Annotated in this window: 14 protein-coding genes; 3 read left to right on the plus strand and 11 right to left on the minus strand. The window is 39.1% G+C overall.

The annotated features are described in order from the left end of the window. Position 1: 1 nt before the first annotated feature. From thrC to FLP08_RS00470, 5 genes are all read right to left on the minus strand, one after another. Positions 2-1,297 carry a threonine synthase gene (gene thrC / locus FLP08_RS00450; protein WP_156272922.1) on the minus strand — a complete coding sequence of 432 codons (1,296 nt, stop codon included), beginning with the start codon at positions 1,295-1,297 and terminating at the stop codon, positions 2-4. A gap of 77 nt (positions 1,298-1,374) precedes the next feature. Further along, complete coding sequence (locus FLP08_RS00455) at positions 1,375-2,295, minus strand: homoserine kinase (protein WP_156272924.1); 921 nt, start codon at positions 2,293-2,295, stop codon at positions 1,375-1,377. A gap of 4 nt (positions 2,296-2,299) precedes the next feature. Further along, positions 2,300-4,747, minus strand: a complete 2,448-nt coding sequence (gene thrA / locus FLP08_RS00460; protein ID WP_156272926.1) for a bifunctional aspartate kinase/homoserine dehydrogenase I — start codon at positions 4,745-4,747, stop codon at positions 2,300-2,302. A 331-nt stretch (positions 4,748-5,078) separates the two neighbouring features. Then, on the minus strand, positions 5,079-6,542 hold the full coding sequence (locus tag FLP08_RS00465; RefSeq protein ID WP_156272928.1) for a magnesium chelatase: 1,464 nt from the start codon (positions 6,540-6,542) through the stop codon (positions 5,079-5,081). A gap of 10 nt (positions 6,543-6,552) precedes the next feature. Continuing rightward, positions 6,553-7,683, minus strand: a complete 1,131-nt coding sequence (locus FLP08_RS00470) for a vWA domain-containing protein (RefSeq protein ID WP_156272930.1) — start codon at positions 7,681-7,683, stop codon at positions 6,553-6,555. A gap of 164 nt (positions 7,684-7,847) precedes the next feature. On the opposite strand from FLP08_RS00470, the gene FLP08_RS00475 reads away from it, so the two are divergent. Together FLP08_RS00475 and FLP08_RS00480 are read left to right on the plus strand one after the other, a co-directional pair. Next, positions 7,848-8,669, plus strand: coding sequence for a phosphatase PAP2 family protein (locus FLP08_RS00475; RefSeq protein ID WP_156272932.1), 822 nt, complete (start codon positions 7,848-7,850; stop codon positions 8,667-8,669). Positions 8,670-8,683: 14 nt separating this feature from the next. Further along, a complete protein-coding gene (locus FLP08_RS00480; RefSeq protein ID WP_156272934.1) occupies positions 8,684-9,796 on the plus strand; it encodes an endonuclease/exonuclease/phosphatase family protein in 1,113 nt (370 codons plus the stop codon). On the opposite strand, the gene FLP08_RS00485 is transcribed toward FLP08_RS00480, so the two are convergent. The 3 genes from FLP08_RS00485 to FLP08_RS00495 are packed head-to-tail and all read right to left on the minus strand — an operon-like array spanning position 9,765 to position 14,444. After that, positions 9,765-10,169 carry a response regulator gene (locus tag FLP08_RS00485; protein ID WP_156272936.1) on the minus strand — a complete coding sequence of 135 codons (405 nt, stop codon included), beginning with the start codon at positions 10,167-10,169 and terminating at the stop codon, positions 9,765-9,767. The two genes, FLP08_RS00480 and FLP08_RS00485, sit on opposite strands and share 32 nt — an antisense overlap. Positions 10,170-10,191: 22 nt before the next feature. Next, positions 10,192-13,152 (minus strand): PAS domain S-box protein, encoded by a 2,961-nt coding sequence (locus FLP08_RS00490; RefSeq protein ID WP_156272938.1) that lies wholly within the window; start codon positions 13,150-13,152, stop codon positions 10,192-10,194. A 59-nt stretch (positions 13,153-13,211) separates the two neighbouring features. Then, positions 13,212-14,444, minus strand: coding sequence for a capsule assembly Wzi family protein (locus tag FLP08_RS00495; protein ID WP_162430863.1), 1,233 nt, complete (start codon positions 14,442-14,444; stop codon positions 13,212-13,214). Between the two features lie 203 nt (positions 14,445-14,647). Here FLP08_RS00495 and FLP08_RS00500 point away from each other — a divergent pair, with 203 nt between their 5' ends. Further along, complete coding sequence (locus FLP08_RS00500) at positions 14,648-15,385, plus strand: tyrosine-protein phosphatase (RefSeq protein WP_156272942.1); 738 nt, start codon at positions 14,648-14,650, stop codon at positions 15,383-15,385. Here the strand turns inward: FLP08_RS00500 and FLP08_RS00505 are convergent. From FLP08_RS00505 to FLP08_RS00515, 3 genes are read right to left on the minus strand one after another with little or no spacing between them, the layout of a single operon-like run. After that, the gene (locus FLP08_RS00505) at positions 15,382-17,784 is read right to left on the minus strand and encodes a GumC family protein (RefSeq protein ID WP_156272944.1); all 2,403 of its coding nucleotides are present in this window, start codon (positions 17,782-17,784) and stop codon (positions 15,382-15,384) included. The two genes, FLP08_RS00500 and FLP08_RS00505, sit on opposite strands and share 4 nt — an antisense overlap. Before the next feature lie 2 nt (positions 17,785-17,786). Continuing rightward, the gene (locus tag FLP08_RS00510) at positions 17,787-18,560 is read right to left on the minus strand and encodes a polysaccharide biosynthesis/export family protein (protein WP_156272946.1); all 774 of its coding nucleotides are present in this window, start codon (positions 18,558-18,560) and stop codon (positions 17,787-17,789) included. Between the two features lie 7 nt (positions 18,561-18,567). Then, on the minus strand, positions 18,568-20,535 hold the full coding sequence (locus tag FLP08_RS00515) for a polysaccharide biosynthesis protein (RefSeq protein ID WP_156272948.1): 1,968 nt from the start codon (positions 20,533-20,535) through the stop codon (positions 18,568-18,570). Positions 20,536-20,547: the final 12 nt, after the last annotated feature.

Consider the following 20,547-nt stretch of genomic DNA (forward strand, 5'->3'; position numbering starts at 1 on the left):
ACTAACTCAAAAGGAATCCCTTTAGATCTTCATAATTATCGATCTGGAGGGATTTTTTCTTTTTATTAAACAGGCTCTGGATGGCCGGCGGAATTTCCACTTTATCTCCTATCACCTCTTCTACCGTATCCAGGAATTTTACCGGATGAGCAGTCTCCAGAAAGACTCCGAAAGCATTCTTCTCCTTCTCCAGGTATTCTTTCAATCCCAGATATCCCACGGCTCCATGCGGGTCCATAATGTATCCGCTTTCTGAATATACCTTTTCGATGGCTTTCCTTGTAGTTCTATCATCATAAGTATAGGCAGATAAGGCTTTTTCCAAAGAAGTATACTCCCGGTTAAAAAGCTCCAGCACCCTAATAAAGTTACTGGGATCGCCGACATCCATGGCATTGGAGATGGTGGGCACACTAGGTTTTGACTTATACTCCCTGGTTTTCATATAATCCACGACCGTATCGTTAGCATTATTGGCTGCAACGAAATGATCTATGGGTAACCCCATTTCCCTGGCCAGCATGCCGGCACAAATATTTCCAAAATTTCCGCTCGGCACCGAAAATACCAGTTCCTGCTCTTTTTCCATTAGTTGCTGATAGGCGAGAAAGTAATAGAACATTTGGGGTAACCACCGGGCAAGATTGATAGAATTTGCCGAGGTAAGTTTTCTCTGCCCGGTGATCTCTTCATCTAAAAATGCTTTTTTGACCATGGCCTGGCAGTCATCAAAAAACCCGTTCACCTCTATCGCGGTAATATTCTTGCCCAGGGTAGTAAGTTGCTTTTCTTGTATCTCGCTCACCTTTCCTTTAGGATAGAGGATCATTACATCTATTCCCTCTACTCCCAGAAATCCATTCGCCACGGCTCCGCCTGTATCGCCAGACGTAGCTACCAGAACGGTGATCTTACCTAAATTCCCTTTTTTGATAAAGTAGCCTAAACTCCCGGCCATGAATCTTGCCCCTACATCCTTAAAGGCCAGGGTGGGACCATGAAACAATTCTAGGCTTGCCACATTATTTTCGACAGGCGTTATCGGGAAGTCGAAATCGAGGGTTTCCTCTATGATCTTTTGCAACTCAGAGGTAGGGATCTCCTCCCCCACATATTCTTTTATTGCCTGAAAAGCGATCTCATACTTGTCCATTTTATCCAGGTTTGCAAAAAATGAATCTGGTAGCCGGGCGATCCTTTCCGGGAAATACAATCCTTTATCTGGCGCCAGCCCTCTTACTACTGCATCTTCAAAATTGCTGGTATGTTTCCTTTTATTAAGACTGAAATATTTCATTTCGTATTTCTAATTTGCGTATCACCGTGAAAACCTGTTTCAAGATATTTTAATTATTGAATTGAGATTTAGTTCCCTTATATAATCCTGACGCCAGATTTATTGATACCTGAGAGGTGAAGTTCAAAATTTATTTCTTTTTTGGAATAATAGTCCTGTATGGCGGCTTTTACATTTTCTGCATTCTCATCTCCCCGACACAAGGCGAAAACCGAAGGGCCGGAACCTGAAATGCCAAAGCCCAGGGCTCCATTCTTCTTACTGAGTTTATCAAGCTCATTAAAGTAAGGAATGAGTATAGAACGTACAGGTTCAACGATCTCATCCTTTAAACTTCTGCCAAGGAGATCGTAATCCTCAGTATAAAGGGCGCTTACCAGTGCACCCAGATTACCCCACTGGTTGATAGCAGATTTCAGGCTGATATTCTGTTTAATGATAGACCGGGAATCCCTGGTCTTAATTTCGATGAGCGGGTGCAAGACCACCATTCTTAATTCTGAAGGCACTGGCAGGCTAAGCACTTCCAGGGGACAGTAACTCCTCACCAGGCTAAAGCCGCCAAGGAGAGCCGGAGCCACATTATCTGCATGGGCATTGCCGCTGGCCAGAAACTCCCCCTGCATGGCGAAAGAAATAAGCTCCTTGCTGGTATAGGGCTCCCCAAGTAATCTATTTACCGCGAAAACCGCACCGGCAGAACTGGCTGCACTGCTACCAATTCCGCTACCAGGTTTTATTCTTTTATCTATCTCGATATCGAATCCCTGGCCAGACTTTAGATCTTTCAGAAGCGCTTTTACTGCTACCCCCGCCACGTTGTTATCGGCTTCCATGGGCAGGTCCTGCCCGGTAATTTTTGTGATCCTGACCTGCCCGAGATCATTTTTACTGATTTTCATTTCGTCTCCCACTGTATCCAGGCAGCAACCCAGCACATCGAAGCCACAGGAAAGATTAGCCACAGTGGCCGGTGCAAAAACTTTCATTTCATCCATGAGCCTATTTTTTTCCTATTCTTATGATGTCGGCAAAAATACCTGAGGCTGTCACCTCGGCACCTGCTCCGGCTCCCTTCACAATGAGAGGTTGTTCAGCATACCTGTCTGTATAGAAAAGGACTATATTATCGCTACCGCTTAGATTGGCAAAAGGATGCTGGGCATCCACTTTTTGAAGCCCGACTTTAGCTTTACCTTCTTCCAGCTGTGCCACATACTTAAGTTCGCAATCATTCTCTTCAGCTTCCTTATAAATTTGCTGAAAATGTGCTTCATCCTTTTCAAGCAGCTCAAAGAACTCCTCGTTATTTTTTGAATTCAGACTTTCCTGGGAAAGAAAGTCTTCACGTTCAATATCATTAAGTTCCAGCTTGCTTCCAGTTTCCCTGGCCAGGATAAGGATCTTCCTGGCAACATCTACCCCGCTAAGATCGATCTTAGGGTCGGGTTCAGTATAACCTTCTTCCATGGCCTTTTCCACCACCTTATAGAATGGTTCTGAAGCGTTATAATTATTGAAAACAAAATTCAGGCTTCCGGAAAGTACTGCCTGTATTTTCCTGATTCGATCCCCCGAAGCCACAAGATTTTGTAAAGTATCTATAATAGGCAGACCTGCTCCTACATTAGTCTCATACAAAAATGAAGCACCGTATTCGCGAGCCAGGTTCTGCAGGTTTTCGTAATTCTCATAAGCATCTGCGCAGGCGATCTTATTACAGGTAACTACCGCAATAGAATTTGCCAAATATTCCTTGTACCATTCTGAAATTTCAGGACTTGCCGTATTATCCACAAAAATACTGTTGCGCAAATTGTACTTTTTCACCCTGCTGAAAAACTCTTCTTTATTGGCCTTTTCACCCTTGTCCAGAAGATCTTTCCAGTTGGCCAGGTCTATACCATCTTCATTGAAATACATTTTACGAGAATTGGAAAGCCCAAGTACCCGAACTTTTAACCTAAGCTTTTCCAGCAGATAGGATTCCTGTTTCTTTAACTGGTCTATGAGTTTACTTCCCACATTACCCACGCCGGTAATGAACAGGTTCAGTTCTTTTGAGGGTACTTCAAAAAATTGTTCGTGGAGAGTGTTTAATGCTTTGGTGACATCTTTTTTGGCGATCACGGCGGAAATATTTCTTTCAGAAGATCCTTGAGCTATGGCCCTAATATTAATGTTATTATTTCCCAGGGCGCTGAACATCTTTCCACTCAAGCCATGATGACTTTTCATCCTGTCGCCTACCAGCGCGATGATAGAAACATTGTCTTCTATTTCCACCGGTTTTATCTTTTTAAAAGCTATCTCGGCCTGGAAAGCTTCGTCCAGAGCTTCCTTGGCTTTTTCAGCCTCATCGGCCTTCACCGCAATACATATACTGTGTTCTGAAGAAGCCTGGGTGATCAAAACCACGTTTATATGTTCCAGGAACAGGACCTCGAAAAAGCGCTTGGAAAATCCAGGAATCCCTACCATGCCACTCCCTTCAATATTCAGCAGCCTGATGGAATCTATATGGGTGATACCCGTAACCCAGCGAAAGTTCTTCTGGCTTGATTTAGAGACCACTGTCCCGGGTTGATCTGGCTCGAAAGTATTCTTAATATGAATCTCGATATTTTTGTCTAGAAGAGGCTGCAAGGTAGGAGGATAAAGGACCTTGGCCCCGAAATGTGATAGTTCCATCGCTTCTTCATAAGAAATATCCTTTAGTGAATAGGCATGCGGAACCAGATTGGGATTAGCCGTGAACATTCCGTTCACATCGGTATAAATAAGGACCTTATCCAGGTCTAGAGCACCTGCAATGATAGCCGCGGTAAAATCTGAACCGCCCCTACCCAGGGTACTGGGAACTCCCTGTTCGTTCTTAGCCACGAACCCCGGAACTATATAGAAATCGGCTTTGTTTTGGGCAAAAAAATCCTTCAGATTATTATTGGTGAGCTCATAGTTAACCAGCACTTTCTCGTTGGAATTTTTACACACAATAAGTTCCCGGGAATCTGTAAACAGGCTGTCGAGTTTAAGACTTTTAAAATATTCTGCAATGATGAGCGAACTTAGAATTTCCCCGAACCCTGAAACCACATGCCGGGTTTTATCTGAAAGTTCATTTAAAAGGTAAACCCCTTCATATAGGGTTTCCAGCCGGTTGAACTGATTCTTCACCTTACTTAGAATTGCGCTTTGAGCGGTCACTGGAATTAGTTCACGGATGACCTCCAAATGACGTTTTTCATTTTTCTCAAGGATCTCCTTATAGCTAAGATCTTCTTTTGCCGCCAGTTCGGCCATTAAAAGAAGATCGTTGGTAACGCCTCCAAATGCTGAAAAAACGGAAATAACCGCATCTTTTTTGAGGTGTTCCTGAACTATCTGCGCAACAAGTTTTATTCGGTCTGAAGTGGCTAAAGAAGAGCCACCAAATTTCAGGATATACATAACTGAAATTGTTTAAAAAGTTTATATGAATTTAAAATACAGGTGTACGGACGGAAATTATATAGCTAGACCCCCAACGGGGTAATCCCTGTAATCGTGATTACCATAGCAGTCATGCGGAAAGAAATATTTCCGGCAGCTGTAATGATATTTTTTTGAAGTCCTTTCACGATTTTGACTGAAAACTTTTTTAAAGTTATTCAAATTAAATTACCGGCAAAACTTTTTCGAATATTAGGCTAAAAATTTATTGATCTGGCAATAAATATCAATAAAACAGCCCGATAATTGAATTTATCGGGCTGTTTATTAATAGATTAATAATTTTAATTTATAATCCGCTTATATAGCTTCCATAAAGATCCTTAAACTGCAGGCCTTTAGAAAATCGTTGCTTGCTCAGTTTCTTAAACTCAACAAGTGCCCAAAGCAAGAACTCCTTCATGAAATATTTATCCCTGGCTTCAAGCTCCGGCTGATATTTGTCGATGAGCTCATTCAGCGGTTTAATCGAATCCAGTTTTTCCTTGTATTCGGAATCGGGAAGATCGTCTGGCAGTTCAAAACCGGAACTCTCAAAGAACCACTCTACCAGGTCGTCGTAAGGAGTGGTGGCATCGGGCTTTTGTAATTTTTCGATCTTAGGGAAATAATTAGGGAACAGAGATTTTACCGCATCCCCGATCAATTGTAGCGCCACAAATGCGGCACCCTCCTGCTCGCCTTCATAAACAAGCTCTACCTTACCGGTGATGGATGGTATCACTCCCAGAAAATCACCAAATCTCAGCAAGGTATCTTCTTCCCCATTCTTAATAGCCCTTCGTTCGGCTGTACTCAGTAAATTTTCGAAAGCGGTAATGCTCATCCTCGCACTCACCCCACTTTTATGATCTATAAATTCGCTGTCCCTAGCCTCAAAACTGATCTGCTCAAGCAGGTCTTTGGCAACTTCAGGAACATACACCAGCTCCCTCTGTCTCTCATCCAACTGGGCTTCCTGAGAGGTAATTATTTTCGCGGTTTCAATATTCTCGGGATAATGTGTAAGGATCTGAGAACCAATACGGTCTTTCAAAGGAGTTACGATACTACCGCGATTGGTATAATCCTCGGGGTTGGCTGTAAATACGAATTGCATATCCAGGGGAAGCCTAAGTTTGAAACCTCTAATCTGTATGTCTCCTTCCTGAAGAATATTGAACAAAGCTACCTGTATCCTCGCCTGAAGATCTGGTAATTCGTTAATCACAAAGATACTTCGGTTCGCCCGTGGGATCATTCCGAAATGAATCACCCTGTCATCGGCATAACTCAACCTTAAGTTGGCTGCCTTTATTGGGTCTACATCTCCAATAAGGTCGGCTACGGTTACATCTGGCGTGGCAAGTTTCTCAAAAAAACGTTCTTTTCTGTGAATCCATGAAATGGGAGTTTCGTCACCTTTGGCATTAATAAGATCTTTCGCATACCTGCTGATGGGTTTCAAGGGATCATCATTGATCTCTGAACCTTCCACGACCGGTATCCATTCATCAAGTAAGTTAATCATCAATCTGGCCAGCCTGGTTTTGGCCTGACCGCGAAGTCCCAGAAGATTGATATTATGCCTGGAAAGGATGGCTCTTTCAAGTTCGGGAATAACCGTATAATCATAACCATGAATTCCTTCAAAAGCCTGTTCTCCATTCCTAATTTTAATCTTAAGGTTATCACGGAGCTCATCCTTGATACTTTTAGATTCGTAGCCTGCTTTTTTCAGCTCTCCTAATGTTCTTATATTTTCCTTATTCATATTTCAGCAATTATCCTCTTATTCTTTTTTTTCGGTTAATTTCATAATCTTCAAAGATCATTTCTCCCAGTCCTTTGAGACCGGTATAAAATGCCTTCCCCTGGTTAGCCATGGTAAATTCCTGTACGAAGCGGGTTAGATACGGGTCCTGGGCAATCATGAAGGTGGTAATAGGAATTCTAAGCTTCCGGGCCTGCCGGGCCATGTTATAGCATTTATCTACTATATAGGGATCAAGCCCCATACTGTTCTTGTAGTAGCTACCGTCCCGCTCCCTTACACAACTAGGCTTCCCGTCCGTAATCATAAAGATCTGTTTATTTGTATTTCTTTTTCGACGTAAAAGATCCATAGCAAGTTCCAATCCTGCAACCGTATTAGTATGATAGGGGCCTACTTTTAAATAGGGTAATTCTGAAATGGAAATTGGCCAGGCATCGTTCCCAAACACCAGGATATCGAGGGTGTCTTTAGGATACCGGGTAGTGATCAATTCAGATAGAGCCATGGCCACTTTTTTCGCGGGAGTGATTCGGTCCTCTCCATAAAGTATCATACTATGGCTGATATCTATCATAAGGACAGTACTCATCTGGGATTTATAATGGGTCTCCTCTACCACAAGATCATCTTCAGACATATTGAATTCTCCGATACCATGATTTATCTGGGCATTTCTTAAACTTTCGGTCATGGAAATCCTGCTCAGGCTGTCTCCAAACTGATAGGTCCGAAAATCACCCGTATGCTCATCTCCACGTCCAATCTGGTTGGTTCGGTGATTTCCCGAAGATCCTTTTTTCAGTTTTCCGAAGATCTGCTCCAAAGCCTGCTGCCTGATCGCTCTTTCTGTCTTCGCGGTGATCGCCATGGAGCCATTTCCCTGCTGATCTATTTCCTCCCTTATATAACCTTTTTTCTTCAGGTCTTCTACAAAATCATCCAGGGTATAGTCTTCATTGGTAAGCTTATATTCCTCATCCAGCTGCTTCATCCAGTCTAGAGCCTCATCAAGGTCTCCCGAGGTATGTGTTATAATCTCCTTGAAGATCTCGAACAACTTATCGAAAGGAGAAACTTCCGGGGCATCATACTTATTGAAGATGAATCCCCTAACTGCCTTTTCTGCATTCTCTTTCATATCTTTAAAATTAAGCCATTTTATACAGAATAGAAAAACCAGTCCCGTCAACACACACTAAACTTTTGTTAATTGAATTAGCCGGAAGAGACGATTTTGCTGTTATACTTTTCTTAATTGCTTCGCATTTTTCTCAGGATATAAGAGATTTGAAAAAAATATTTATGAGAATAATAGCCCCCATATTGCTAATCGCGCTTCTTTCTGGAAGTATGAACGCCCAGGAAACTCGATCTCCCTACAAAACCGATTTCTGGAAAGACGGTTCCTGGATAGCAGGTTCTACTGCCCTAAATGTTTTGGGAGTCTTAACCATTCAGAATAAGGATGAATTAACAGACAGTGACCTTGCAAATCTAGATAAAAAGGATATCTGGGGAATTAACCGCGGAGCGGCCGGCAATTATTCTGTCAATGCAGATGAACTGAGCTATATTCCATTTTACGGCTCATTCGCTACGCCCCTATTATTTCTTCTTGGGGAAGACGAAAGAAAAAACTTCGGCCAGATTTCGGTAATGTTCATTGAGACCATGGCCACCACCGGAGCGATCTTTACGATTACCGCCGGGACCGTGCAGAAAAGCCGACCCCTTGTTTATAATGAAAGTCTGCCAGATGATGAAAGAAAAGATCCAGATGCACAAAGGTCTTTCTTCGCCGGGCACACCGCCGCCACTGCCGCAGCAAGCTTTTTTTCTGCCAAGGTTTTTCATGATTACAACCCCGACTCTCCAGCTGTGCCATTCGTTTGGGCAGGAGCGGTAGCAGTACCTGCATATGTTGGATATTTAAGGACTAAAGCAGGAAAACATTTTCTTACAGATAATATAATTGGTTTTGGAATTGGGGCCGCTTGCGGTATCTTAGTTCCAGAAATCCACAAGATCGGGAATGAAAGGCTGGATGTTTATCCAACCGCGCAAACTAATGTAATGGGAACCGGTATTGATACTAAAGGAATTGGAGTAAATTATAGTTTTTAAAACCCAGCCAGAGTATGAGTATAGGAGAAGGTATAGTCCTCTTTTTTACGATCTTAATGTGTATCCCTACCATTGCCTCCATCACCAGATATGATATCTGGTGGGTAAGAGGTTTTGATTTCCCGAGGATACAAATTAGTTTTCTTATTATCTGTGTTATCGTAACATCGATCTACGTCTATGATTTTTCAGAAATATGGCATTTTATTGCGATTGGTGCTTTGGTGTTGAGCCTGGGCTACCAATTTAAAAAAATTTTTCCCTACACCTATGTCTCAAGAAAACAGGTTCTCAGATTCAAAGGATCTGATCCAGAAGCAACGATTTCGATACTCGTTAGCAATGTGCTAACTCCCAATAAAAGAAGTGACAAACTGATATCGCTGGTAAACGAAAGAAAACCGGACCTCTTGCTTACCCTGGAGACAGATAAACGATGGGAGAATGAATTATCGGTCTTGGAAGACGATTACAAACATTGCATTAAGATCCCTAAAGATAATTTATACGGAATGCATTTGTATTCCAAGCTTGAGTTGGAGGATATCAAGGTGAGAAACCTGGTTCAGGAAGATATTCCTTCTATTCATGGAACCGTTGTGCTTCGAAATGGTAAAAAGGTTAAACTTCACTGCTTGCATCCTATGCCACCAAGCCCTACTGAAAGTGAAACCTCCACGAACAGGGATGCAGAATTGTTGATGGTAGGTAGAGATATCGATGCCGAAAAAGATTCGATCCTGGTAATTGGAGACCTAAATGATGTGGCCTGGTCGAGGACTACCAGGTTATTTCAGAAACTTAGCGGGCTTATGGATCCAAGGATCGGAAGAGGCTTTTTCAATACCTTCCATGCCGGTTATTTTTTATTACGCTGGCCCTTAGACCATGTTTTTCACACCAAGGACTTTACTCTCATCGAAATTGCTCGTGAAAGAAGTGTTGGCTCCGATCATTTCCCCATGTATATACATTTGAATTATGAGCCTACGGGAGATATGGTGAATGAAGATACAGACCTACCCGAAGCAGAGGAAAAAGAATGGGCGGAAGAAAAAATCAAAAGTGCCGATCCGTTAATGAAAAAAATCGATTTCAACTCTCCTCAAAGTGCATTGACAACTTAGAGATTCCCTTTAATTTAGAACAATGCCTTGCCGAGACCGGTTTTTCAATAAAATCTACCACATGTGGATCATTCGCAGCATCGCGTTTGTCTTTTCGGTCTATGGAGGAAGTGACCATCACCACGTGCACCTGATCATTATTAGGAATTGCTTTTAATTTTTCCAAAAATTCCCAGCCGCTCATTTTAGGCATATTAATATCTAGCATAATAAGATAATCTGTTTCATCATCGGCTTCATTTTTCAGAAAATCCAGAGCTTTTTGCGCATCCTTGAAAGAATAGGGCTCGGAATCCAGATCACATTTTGAAACAATCTTCTTTTGTAGAAAAGTTACTATCTCATCGTCGTCTATGATTATTGTTCGTAACATGTTTTAGGTTGTTTGGGGGCATTTATAATTCTTTTTCAGATTGAACAGATATATCTCTAATGATCATATCAAGTTCATTAGCTGAATTTAGGATATTTTTGAGTATTTCATCAAAGTTTTCAAGATCATTTTTGTAATTAATGAGTAGGTCCACCAGACCCATAACTTTAGCCAGGGGGGCTCTAACTACATGGGACTGTGTCCAGGCGATCTCTTTCAATCTTTTGTTATGATTCTCTATCGCAATGAGATGGTTCTTTCTTTCGGTGATATCCTGCATGGAGCCTATGATCCTCTTAGGAACATTATTCTTATCTGAAATTAAATAACTTCTATCCAGAATATATTTATATGAACCATCCTGACATCTAAATCTATATTCAATAGTGAGGGTTTTTCTTTGTTCATGGGTCATCTCCCTAGCAGCCACTTTCACCCTTTCAAAATCATCGGGATGAATCTTTTCTTCCCACCAGGAACCAGGATAAAGATCCTGGTCTATATTATAGCCAAAAACATTTTCAGCTGCTTCGCTGACCTTGATTTCATCCTTTTCAATATCGTAATCGGTAATTATATCGCTGGTAGCCTTGGCCACTATATTATAGCGAGAGAGGCTTTCCAAAAGTTCTTTTTCCTGTTCAATAAATTCGGTTATATCTCTGGAGTTCATAACTATCCCAGATATAGCCGGTTCATCTTCCATCCTTGTAAGGATGGTCTCGATCCATCGCCATTTGCAGTTAGAGTTGGGACCTTTTACCCTGTAGGATGGTAATTGTATTCGCTTTTTGGAATCCAGTTCTTTTAAATATCTATCTACCTCTTCAATATCATCTTTATGAATAAAATCTTTAAAATTGGTTCCCGTTAGCTCTTCCGGGCTCAGGCCAAAAACAGATATAGAGGCCGGACTGTTATATTTATAATTCAAATCTGAATCTACAATTGAAATAAGGTCAGAACCATCCTGCACCAACGCCTTAAAGCGCTGTTCGCTTTCATGCAATAGTTTTTCTGCAGCGATCCTGGCGGTTACATCCTTGATCAGGGACACCCTGGCAGGGACACCATCATATTCTAATGGATTACTATTGACATTCACATGGATAAGCTCCCCATTCTTCTTATAATGCCTTAATTTAAGCTGAAAGAAATCATTTTCCTTATCCTCGATTTCAGAGATAATTTGGCTTTCCTGATCTTCGGGCCATAGATCTCTTACGGTCATTCTGGCAAATTCTTCTTCAGAATAACCATATAGATCTTTAGCCGCCTGATTAACTTTCAGAAATTTTAGAGTTGATCTATCAAGAACCCACATGGGCAGGGGGCTCGCATCATACAGACTTCGGTATTTCCTTTCAGATTCTGCAAGTTTCTGCTGAATTCTTTCTTTCTCTAAAATACTTTTGGAAAGTACATTATGAACCTTTTTAAGAGGAGTAATATCGTTGCCGTACACAAATATCACTTTTTCCCTTTCAAAATATTGAGAGAACCTCCAGGAGATCCATAGATAACTCCCGTCCTTCTTTTTGCACCTAATTTCGAAATCAAGATCTTCCCCTGTAAGGTTTTCTATAGCATCATAGGTTTTTGATACGTCATCCGGATGAATAAAATCTGTAAAAGGTTTATTCAAAATTTCGTATTCTTTAAAGCCGAAATTCTGCTCAAAAGATGGATTAACCTGTTTAAGAAGCCCATCTACACCAACCACCGCGATTAAATTAGGTGAATATTCATAAAAATCGTTCAGTTGCGTCTGACTTCTTTTTCTCTCTATTGCAGAGGCAATCTGCAACATTATATCACCTAGAACCTCTACTTCTATACTTTTAGATTCATCCACAGAACCCAGGCAAAAAATAGAAATAAGTTTGCCTTCAAGAATAATTGGAATTCCTACTGCAGATTTTATGCTCTGCCCATTTTCCAATTGCATATTATGGAAGTAACCTGCCTGATTTTTCCTGTCTACATTTATAATTTCTCCGAGTTGCCAAACCAATCCGGGCAACTTTTCCCCTTTATGGTAGGAGTCGAAGTTTTCTGTGAGATCTTTTTTAACAGGCCAAAAAGCAGATCTATAAAGTTTCGTGCTATCTATATTCGGGTTGTAAGATTCTGCATAATCGAACCCGAGATCCTCACATAGGATCTTTAAGGTTTTTACAAGCGCATCATGGAAGGAAGACTGGTCACCAAATGCTTTCATGATCTTGAAAACCAGGTGCTGCTTTTTGTTGTGAAGGTAGGTTTCAGTAATATCTCTTGCGATTCCAACCAAACCAATCACCTCATCATTCTGATTTCTTAAAGGAACCTTTGTAAGCAAAACCATTTCCTCCTTACCGTTAATATTGGTGACAATATCTGGCCTGTTGATCACAGGTTCGGCATTCTTCATCACCCGTTCATTATCGGCAATAATTTCCCGTCCCTTTTCAGGTTCGAAATAATCTAAGGGTGAATATCCAAGGCTATTCTCAAATTTTGATTTCCCCAGGATTTGCTGGTGGAATTTTGAGTTGGTCAGAATAGATCTGTGTTCACGATCCTTCACAAAAATATAATCGGGAATATTATCAATAATCGCACGAAGCATCTGCTGCTCTTCAGAAATCGGTTTTTCAACTTTCTTTTCATAGTTCTCAGTATCCTTTATCTCACTTATCGCAATGGTCACCTGACGGACCTCATTGTCTACATCAAGTACTGGAGTAAAATCAAAATACAGACAAAGACCAGGACTCCTTAATGTATAACTCTTAGACCTACCTTTTCTACAGGAATTGAGATTCTGGTTTATCTCAGAAATAGTAGCATTGCGATTATTCGGGAAGAATAGGCCAGGCTTAAGCATTAGACCTACCTTCCCGCAGCATATTTCCGCAGCCTTATTAAAGGCAATAATTCCTTTTTTAAAGCTGTAAGTGATTAAAGCTTCCTGATCCTTTAATGAAGGTTCGTAATTCAAGATTGGCTAAGGTAAATTTAGGAGGAGGGAAAGTACAAAAATTTAATTAGAAGTATTTTCTAAAAAATTGTTTTGGAGAAATTTAAACCAATTCCGATACTTGATTTTTCATATGAGCTAATATCGGCTCCTATTTGGGCTTTCAGATTATAATCGCGGTCTATAAGATTTAATTCCACCATGGTTGATAAAACCTCTCTCTTTTCTGCAAAAAATGAATCCTTTCTACCGTAATTCTTCCTATAACTTAGCAGGAAACGATATGGAAGATTCTTAAATAAATTCCCTTTCAGCCCTAAATGATGCACGGTTAAAATATTGGTTCCTATTCCGGAGCGACCATCATTTAGTAGAATGAAAGGAACGCCAATAACTCGGCTATTATATGTCCATCCAGAGCGATATAGATTATTATTGAAATAGTTGTCTGCTCCATCAACATTGGAACTAACCCTGTCCCTGCTCTGATTTTTAGTATAATAGAATTCGTACATAAAAGCTTTTAGCCAGGAAGTTCCCCAAAAAGTATCCCGGTTATCTTCAAAATAAATGGCATATCTTCCGTCAGGAAAATTCCCCATTTTCATTCCAGAAGCATCCTCAAAGATATGGTTATAAATAAACTGAAAGTCTATATTCCTGATTTTGGTCTTAATATTAACCTCGTAACTTCCAATTTGATTTCCCAGCGAGTTAACCTCTTGGCCGTTTCCCACATCTCCTTCACTAGGTTTTGCAAAAAAAATTCGGATATAATCTTCAAAGCCACCTGGAAGCTCACCAAATTCTTCAGAAATACCTGCCCACTGTACAAAATGCTGTATCCCTAAATCTACTTGAAAGTTTCTTTGGTTTCGATATACTAGATGGAGGCTTTTGTGATGCAGGCGCGTTTGATCAATATACCTCTCATCATCCATAAGATATTCTTCCAGGCTGAATTTTACTCCAATCCCGTGGTCTTCGAGAATATAAAGAGGCTCCTTTATAAAAAATCTTATTCCGGGAAGGGGTGCTGAGTTTAAAGACCAAAGAATATTCTCGTTTACAGCACTTAGGCCTTGAAAAAGCATATCTCTTTGCTTTTTACCCAGGACCACTCCAACATTTTTTGACTCAAATGAAAAATAGAGTTCATCGAGTTGTACTCCATTATCATAACCATCTTTATAGAATAACCCACCTCCAAAAACAGCCTTGGAATCAGACTCCAGATCTATCGAAACGTTGGAAGAAACTAAACCAAAAAAATGTGTTTTTTCATCGATTCTACCCCTTTGATTAGTGTGCAACCAGAAGGGAGATTCCTTTTCAGAATATAACTGCCCTTGACCATCGGTTAATATCTCAAAATCAATTTGACAAAAGACTTTGGTTCCGCTAAATAAAAGGCAAAAAATTAATAGGAATAATCTCATAAATTGGATCTGGGAACTCTGCAAATATTACTAAAAGGAATTTAATTTATGTAATTTTGAAACCTAAATTAATCTGAATGTTCTCGATATTTAAAAAGAAAGTATACTTAGTCGACCTAATTGAAGGAATAACTGATTTTCATAATCATATTTTGCCGGGTATCGATGATGGAGCTAAAAATATCGAAGAATCACTTCAGCTAATAAAAGCTTTTGCCGAAATCGGAATTAAAGATTTTGTAGCCACACCACACGTTATTGGAGATTATTATCCGAATACTCCTCAGACCATATCTCAAGCATATCAAAATTTAAAAAAAAATCTGGTAGATCCAGAAAATACTAGAATAAACTATGCGGCTGAGTACATGATGGATCAGCATTTCATGGATATCACTGAAGGCGATAATATTCTACCTGTTTGCAATGGTAAAGTTTTGGTAGAAATGTCTTATTTCCAGCCTCCTTTGAATTTAAATGAGATTCTATTTAAACTTCAGAACAATTCGTTCAGTCCAATTTTGGCTCATCCTGAAAGATATGTTTATTACCATTCAAAGAATCTTTCAAAATATGCAGACCTGAAATCCAGAGGATGTGAATTTCAACTAAATATGCTCTCATTAACCGGGCATTACGGAGCGGGAATTCAAAAAACAGCATTTCAATTATTAGAAAATAATCATATAGATTACATATGTAGTGATGTGCATAGGTTAGACCATATAGACAAAATAAAGAATATCAAAGTCCCCAAAAAATTTGTCGATAATATCAAAGTGGTCCTCGACAAAAATTTAGGTTTATTTAATTAATTAGAAAGGCGTCTTTTCAGTCTCTTCCAGCGACTTTCTTTATCTACCCCATACCCATATCCGTATCCATAGGAATATCCGTATTGCGCACCATAGGAGAATTTAGAATAATCAACATCATTTAAAATTACCGCGAGGCCTTTAAGCTTTCCTTGCTTTTTAAGGTCTTTCGGAAATTCCAGTAAATTTTTCTCTGTAAAATCGGCTCTGGTTACATATAAAGTATAATCAGCAAGCTGGCTTATTAAAAGAGTATCGGTAACTATCATAGCCGGAGCAGTATCAACTATTATATAGTCGTAATCATTCCTAGAAGAGGTAATTAATTCTTCCATTCGATCATTCATTAATAATTCTGCAGGGTTTGGTGGAATTGGACCGGATAGAACTATATCCACTTTAATATCGTCATCTTTTGTGCTAGAAATTATATCTTTTGGAACCACATCGAAATCATAAAGAAAATCTGATAAACCCTTTTCTTTTGATCCAATGGTGGATTCTGTATAACGATGAAGTTTTGGGTTTCTGATATCTGCACCTATGAGCAGGACAGATTTACCTGTACTAGCTAAGGTTCGTGACAGATTATAAGATATAAATGTTTTCCCTTCCCCTTTTACCGTTGAGGTCACAAAAATAACATCTCCCATATCCTTGTCTTTATTTTGTATTAGGTATGCTAAATTAGTTCGAAGAATTCTAAATGATTCGGCTAAGGAAGATCTATCATTTAAATGAATCACTTCATTTTGGTCAGTACCAATTCTAGGCACTTCTCCAATAAATGGAATTGTTTTTATTAATGTCTGTAAATCTCCTTTATGATGAACTTTTGTATCTAATAAATTTTTCAAAAAGATAATCCCGATAGGAATAATCAATCCTATTGCAAAACCTCCTATAAGTATTAACCAGGGAGAAGGATCCACAGGTGCATCTACAGTAAAAGCAGCATCAACAACCCGAGCTACCGATGCAGTTGCCGCATAGGAAATTGCAGCCTCCTCTCGCCTCTGTAATAAGAATAAATATAGCTGTTCCTTAATTTGTTGCTGTCTTTCAATATTCCGCATCCCCTTTTCTAATCCTGGAAAAGTACTGAATCTTCCTTGAGCAATATTTTCCCTATTATTGAGTTCATTAAGCTTAACTTTAATGGAGCTTCTTGTGCTGGCTATATTTTCGTATAGATTAGATCTCAAACCATCCAATTGATCAGATAGGCTCTCTACGACAGGATTTTCAGCGGTAGAGCTTTTTAAATAAATATTTCGCTCCATCACAAGAGCATTATATGAATTAATAAGGCCAGAAACACTTCCAGCTTCTATTCCAACTTCAGGTAAAAATTCGTACTGCCCTTGCTCACGAAGCAACTCCTCAATAGATTTTAAAAGTTCAAGTTGGGTTTCCAGTTCAAATACCTGTTGTTCTGCAGCTGAAAATTTGGATTGAAATTCGGCAGCACCAGATTGCACGCTCATTATCCTGTTTTCTCTTTTAAATTCAGCTATACCAACCTCAACCGAATCCAATTCGTTAGTAATCATTTCTAACCTATCCTGAATAAAAGAAGTCGTATTTTCCGCTACTTCTTGTTTATCCTCTACCCCTTCTTCATTGAACCTTTCCATTAATTTGTTTAAAAAATCCTCCGATTTGGCACTGGATTCATTAACAATAGAAAGCTCTAGAATATCTTTAGCCTGGCCTTTTGGCGTGATCCATAAATTTTGTATATATCGATTTGCTGTTTCTTTTAATGGTTCAACAACAATATTTACGGTATTTGAATTTTTAAAAGTATTTTCTGAATCCCTAGATCTTGGAAGAACAGTAAAACTTAGATCGTTGATTTCAATTATTTCGCCTATTTTATAGTCCTTATTGTAATCAGAATTTTCTAAACGAAGGTTAAATTCAATATCGGAAACCGGAGTAATTAATAGATTTAAACTGGATTTATTTACAATCGAGTCTGGAGAAATAAATTCTATAATAATAGGACTTGATTTATAGGCTTCCACAGTGATTACATTTCCCTCAATAAAATAAGATTTATTTAAATCGAGTTCATCTATCACACTAGCTACAAGCTGTTTAGACTTTAACTTCTCAATTTGATTCTGCAGTCCATCATCCTCCAGAGAAAAAATTGCCCCTCCTCCAGAGGGCAGGGCACTCATAGCATTATTTTCCTGATCATCTACCATGATCATTGTTGCCCAGGTACGATATTTCGGAATAGTATAGCGATTATATAAATAGGCTAAAAGACCTCCTAATAAAAATCCGAATAATATCCATTTCCAATAGGTGAGGTATTTATATATCTCTGCCTTCAGGTCAAAGCTAGATTCATTATTTTCTTCAGAAAACTCCTGTAATTCTTCCATGCCTAAAGTGAATTTATAAGTAGATACAAACTAATAATAGTTGTCCCTATACCGATTATTCCCTGATAACTTGTGAAAAATCCTGCCGATTTCACTGCCCGATATGAAGGTTCCACGTAAACAATATCGTTTTGTTTTAGATAGAAAAACTCACTATTAAAAAAATCGGTTTCAGTTAAATCAACTTTTCCAACTTTCGTCACTCCATTTTCCTCTCTTATTATAGTAATATTTTCTCTCAACCCATCGTAAGTAATATCTCCGGCCATAGCAATTAATTCGGGCATGGAAAGCCTTTCATCTGTAACACTGATCCTTCCTGGGCTACCTACTTCTCCAAGAACCGTAACACTAAAATTTACAATCCTAACGTCCACAATAGGATCTTTTACGTATAATTCGATTTCCTTCTCTAATTTTTTTTGAATTTCAGTTCTTGTAAGGCCAACAACTTTTATTTCTCCTAATACGGGAAAATTAATTTTCCCTTCAGGGCTCACGAGATAGCCGTTTAGAGAAAGATTATTACTACCACCTCCTCCAGATTGTTGACCACCTGTTTTCATTTGAAAAGGTGCCACAATTTCTTCATTGATAGAAGAGGATGATACATTTATTCGCAGTACATCATTCTTTTCAATTTTAGGTTCATAGTCTAATAGGTTTTTTCGACCTTCCAGTTGTTCCTGACCCTCATAAAAATAAACGATTTCTTCTTTGGTAGCACAGCTATTGAGGCATATGGTTATAGTTAATAACCAGAGTAGTTTTTTCATAAAAATTCTAATCTCTTTTGATTTCGGTAAGATTATCAAGACGTTCGTAGGAGGAATTATTGCTTTTAAACTCGGGAATAAGATCCTTTAACTTAGCTACAACTTTATCGTCTTTCAATTTATTTGCCGATTTGATTATCTTAATGATTTTTTCGTTGATCATTTCGTAGTTCCTTACTACATCCTGACCTATCATTATTTTCTTGTGATGAGTTGGCAATGTTTTACACTCGTCATTCAGCAATTCCTCATATAACTTCTCTCCGGGTCTTAGCCCAGTAATTCTAACTTTAATGGTTTTATTAGGTTGGTATCCCGCAAGTTTAATCATTTTGATCGCCAAATCCATAATCTTTACGGGTTCCCCCATATCAAAAACAAAAATCTCTCCACCCTTACCCATAGCACCAGCCTCCAATACCAGCTGACAGGCTTCCGGGATAGTCATGAAATAACGTATGATATCTGGATGGGTTATTGTTACCGGACCTCCTTGCTCTATTTGTTTCTTAAATAATGGTACAACAGATCCATTTGAACCTAGAACATTTCCGAATCGGGTAGTAATAAACTTCGTCTTTGGTTCCCCATGATTCAACTGCTCATGATATAGAGATTGCACATACATCTCTGCCGCCCTTTTAGAAGCGCCCATAACGTTACTAGGATTTACAGCCTTATCTGTAGAGACCATTACAAAATGACCAACTCCATATTTAACTGCTAAATCTGCTAAGTTTTTGGTCCCATGAATATTTACAAAAACAGCCTCATGTGGGTTACTTTCCATTAATGGTACATGTTTATAGGCAGCAGCATGATAAACCACGTCGATATTTTGATTTTGAAACATTAAATCCAAACGTTTCTGATTACCTACGTCGCAAATGATAGCTCTGAAATCAAGGTCAGGAAATCTGGACTCAATTTCTAATTGTAAATTGTGGAGCGGTGTTTCTGCCTGATCCAGGATTATCAATCTTTTTGGATTATATTCTGCTACCTGTCTGGCAATTTCACTACCTATAGAACCTGCTGCACCTGTTACCAGGATGGTTTTACCCGTTAACTGTTCAATCTTATTCTGAACTTCGAGCTGGATCGGTTCTCTTTCCAACAAATCCTCAATTTGTAAGGTTTTTATATTATTTGCCAAAGGCTGTTCACCATCCCAAGAGGATACAAGCGGAGCATTATACACGGCAATATCATGTTCCAAACATTCTTCTACCAGTTTAAATTTCTCTTCAGGGGTAAATGAATTTTCAGAAAATATAATAGCATCAGCACCTAAGGAGCTAACTTCTTTGTTTATTTTTTTGGTATGCCGAAGAACTGGTTTATCCAGGATTCGCAGACTTTTATGTGAATCTGAAGTTAAGAACCCAACAATTTTAAACCTTTTAGGATGTTCAATTTCAAGTGCTCCGGCAATAGAAATAGCATTTTCGTCGGCTCCCAAAATAACCGCCCTAATCAAAGACTCGTTTTTCTGAATTATTTTAAAGTATTCGTAAGCTTGTTTTACCCCGAGCCTAAATAAAAATAGTAATGAAAAGGAGATCCATAGATTAATCAGCAATCCGCCAATCAGAAAAATCTTCTCTCCAACAAGGTAAAAGGTAGCATAGTTTAGAGCTACAAGACTAAAAAATGTGCTTACTGTAGCTAATAATAATTTTAACGCATCAATATTCGAGGAATATCGAATAATCCCTGCATAGGTTTTAAAAACGATGAAGAATAAAATGTTTACCCCTACTATTATCAGGGTTTTCTCGTAAAAGCTCAATAACTTATATAGAAAAGGTGATAAATCTACTACGATAAAGAAGGTTAGAACCGTCGAGATGGTCACAAGGCCAATATCTATCAATAGTACAGCCCAACGTGGTAGATATTTCAGATTTCTGATATCTAAAGCGTTGTCGGGTCCAGTAAGAATATTCTTTAGGGCTCTGTTGATCTTACCCATATTAAATTGATT

It is taken from the genome of Christiangramia aestuarii, assembly GCF_009735585.1.
In the GTDB taxonomy this organism is placed as follows: domain Bacteria; phylum Bacteroidota; class Bacteroidia; order Flavobacteriales; family Flavobacteriaceae; genus Christiangramia; species Christiangramia aestuarii.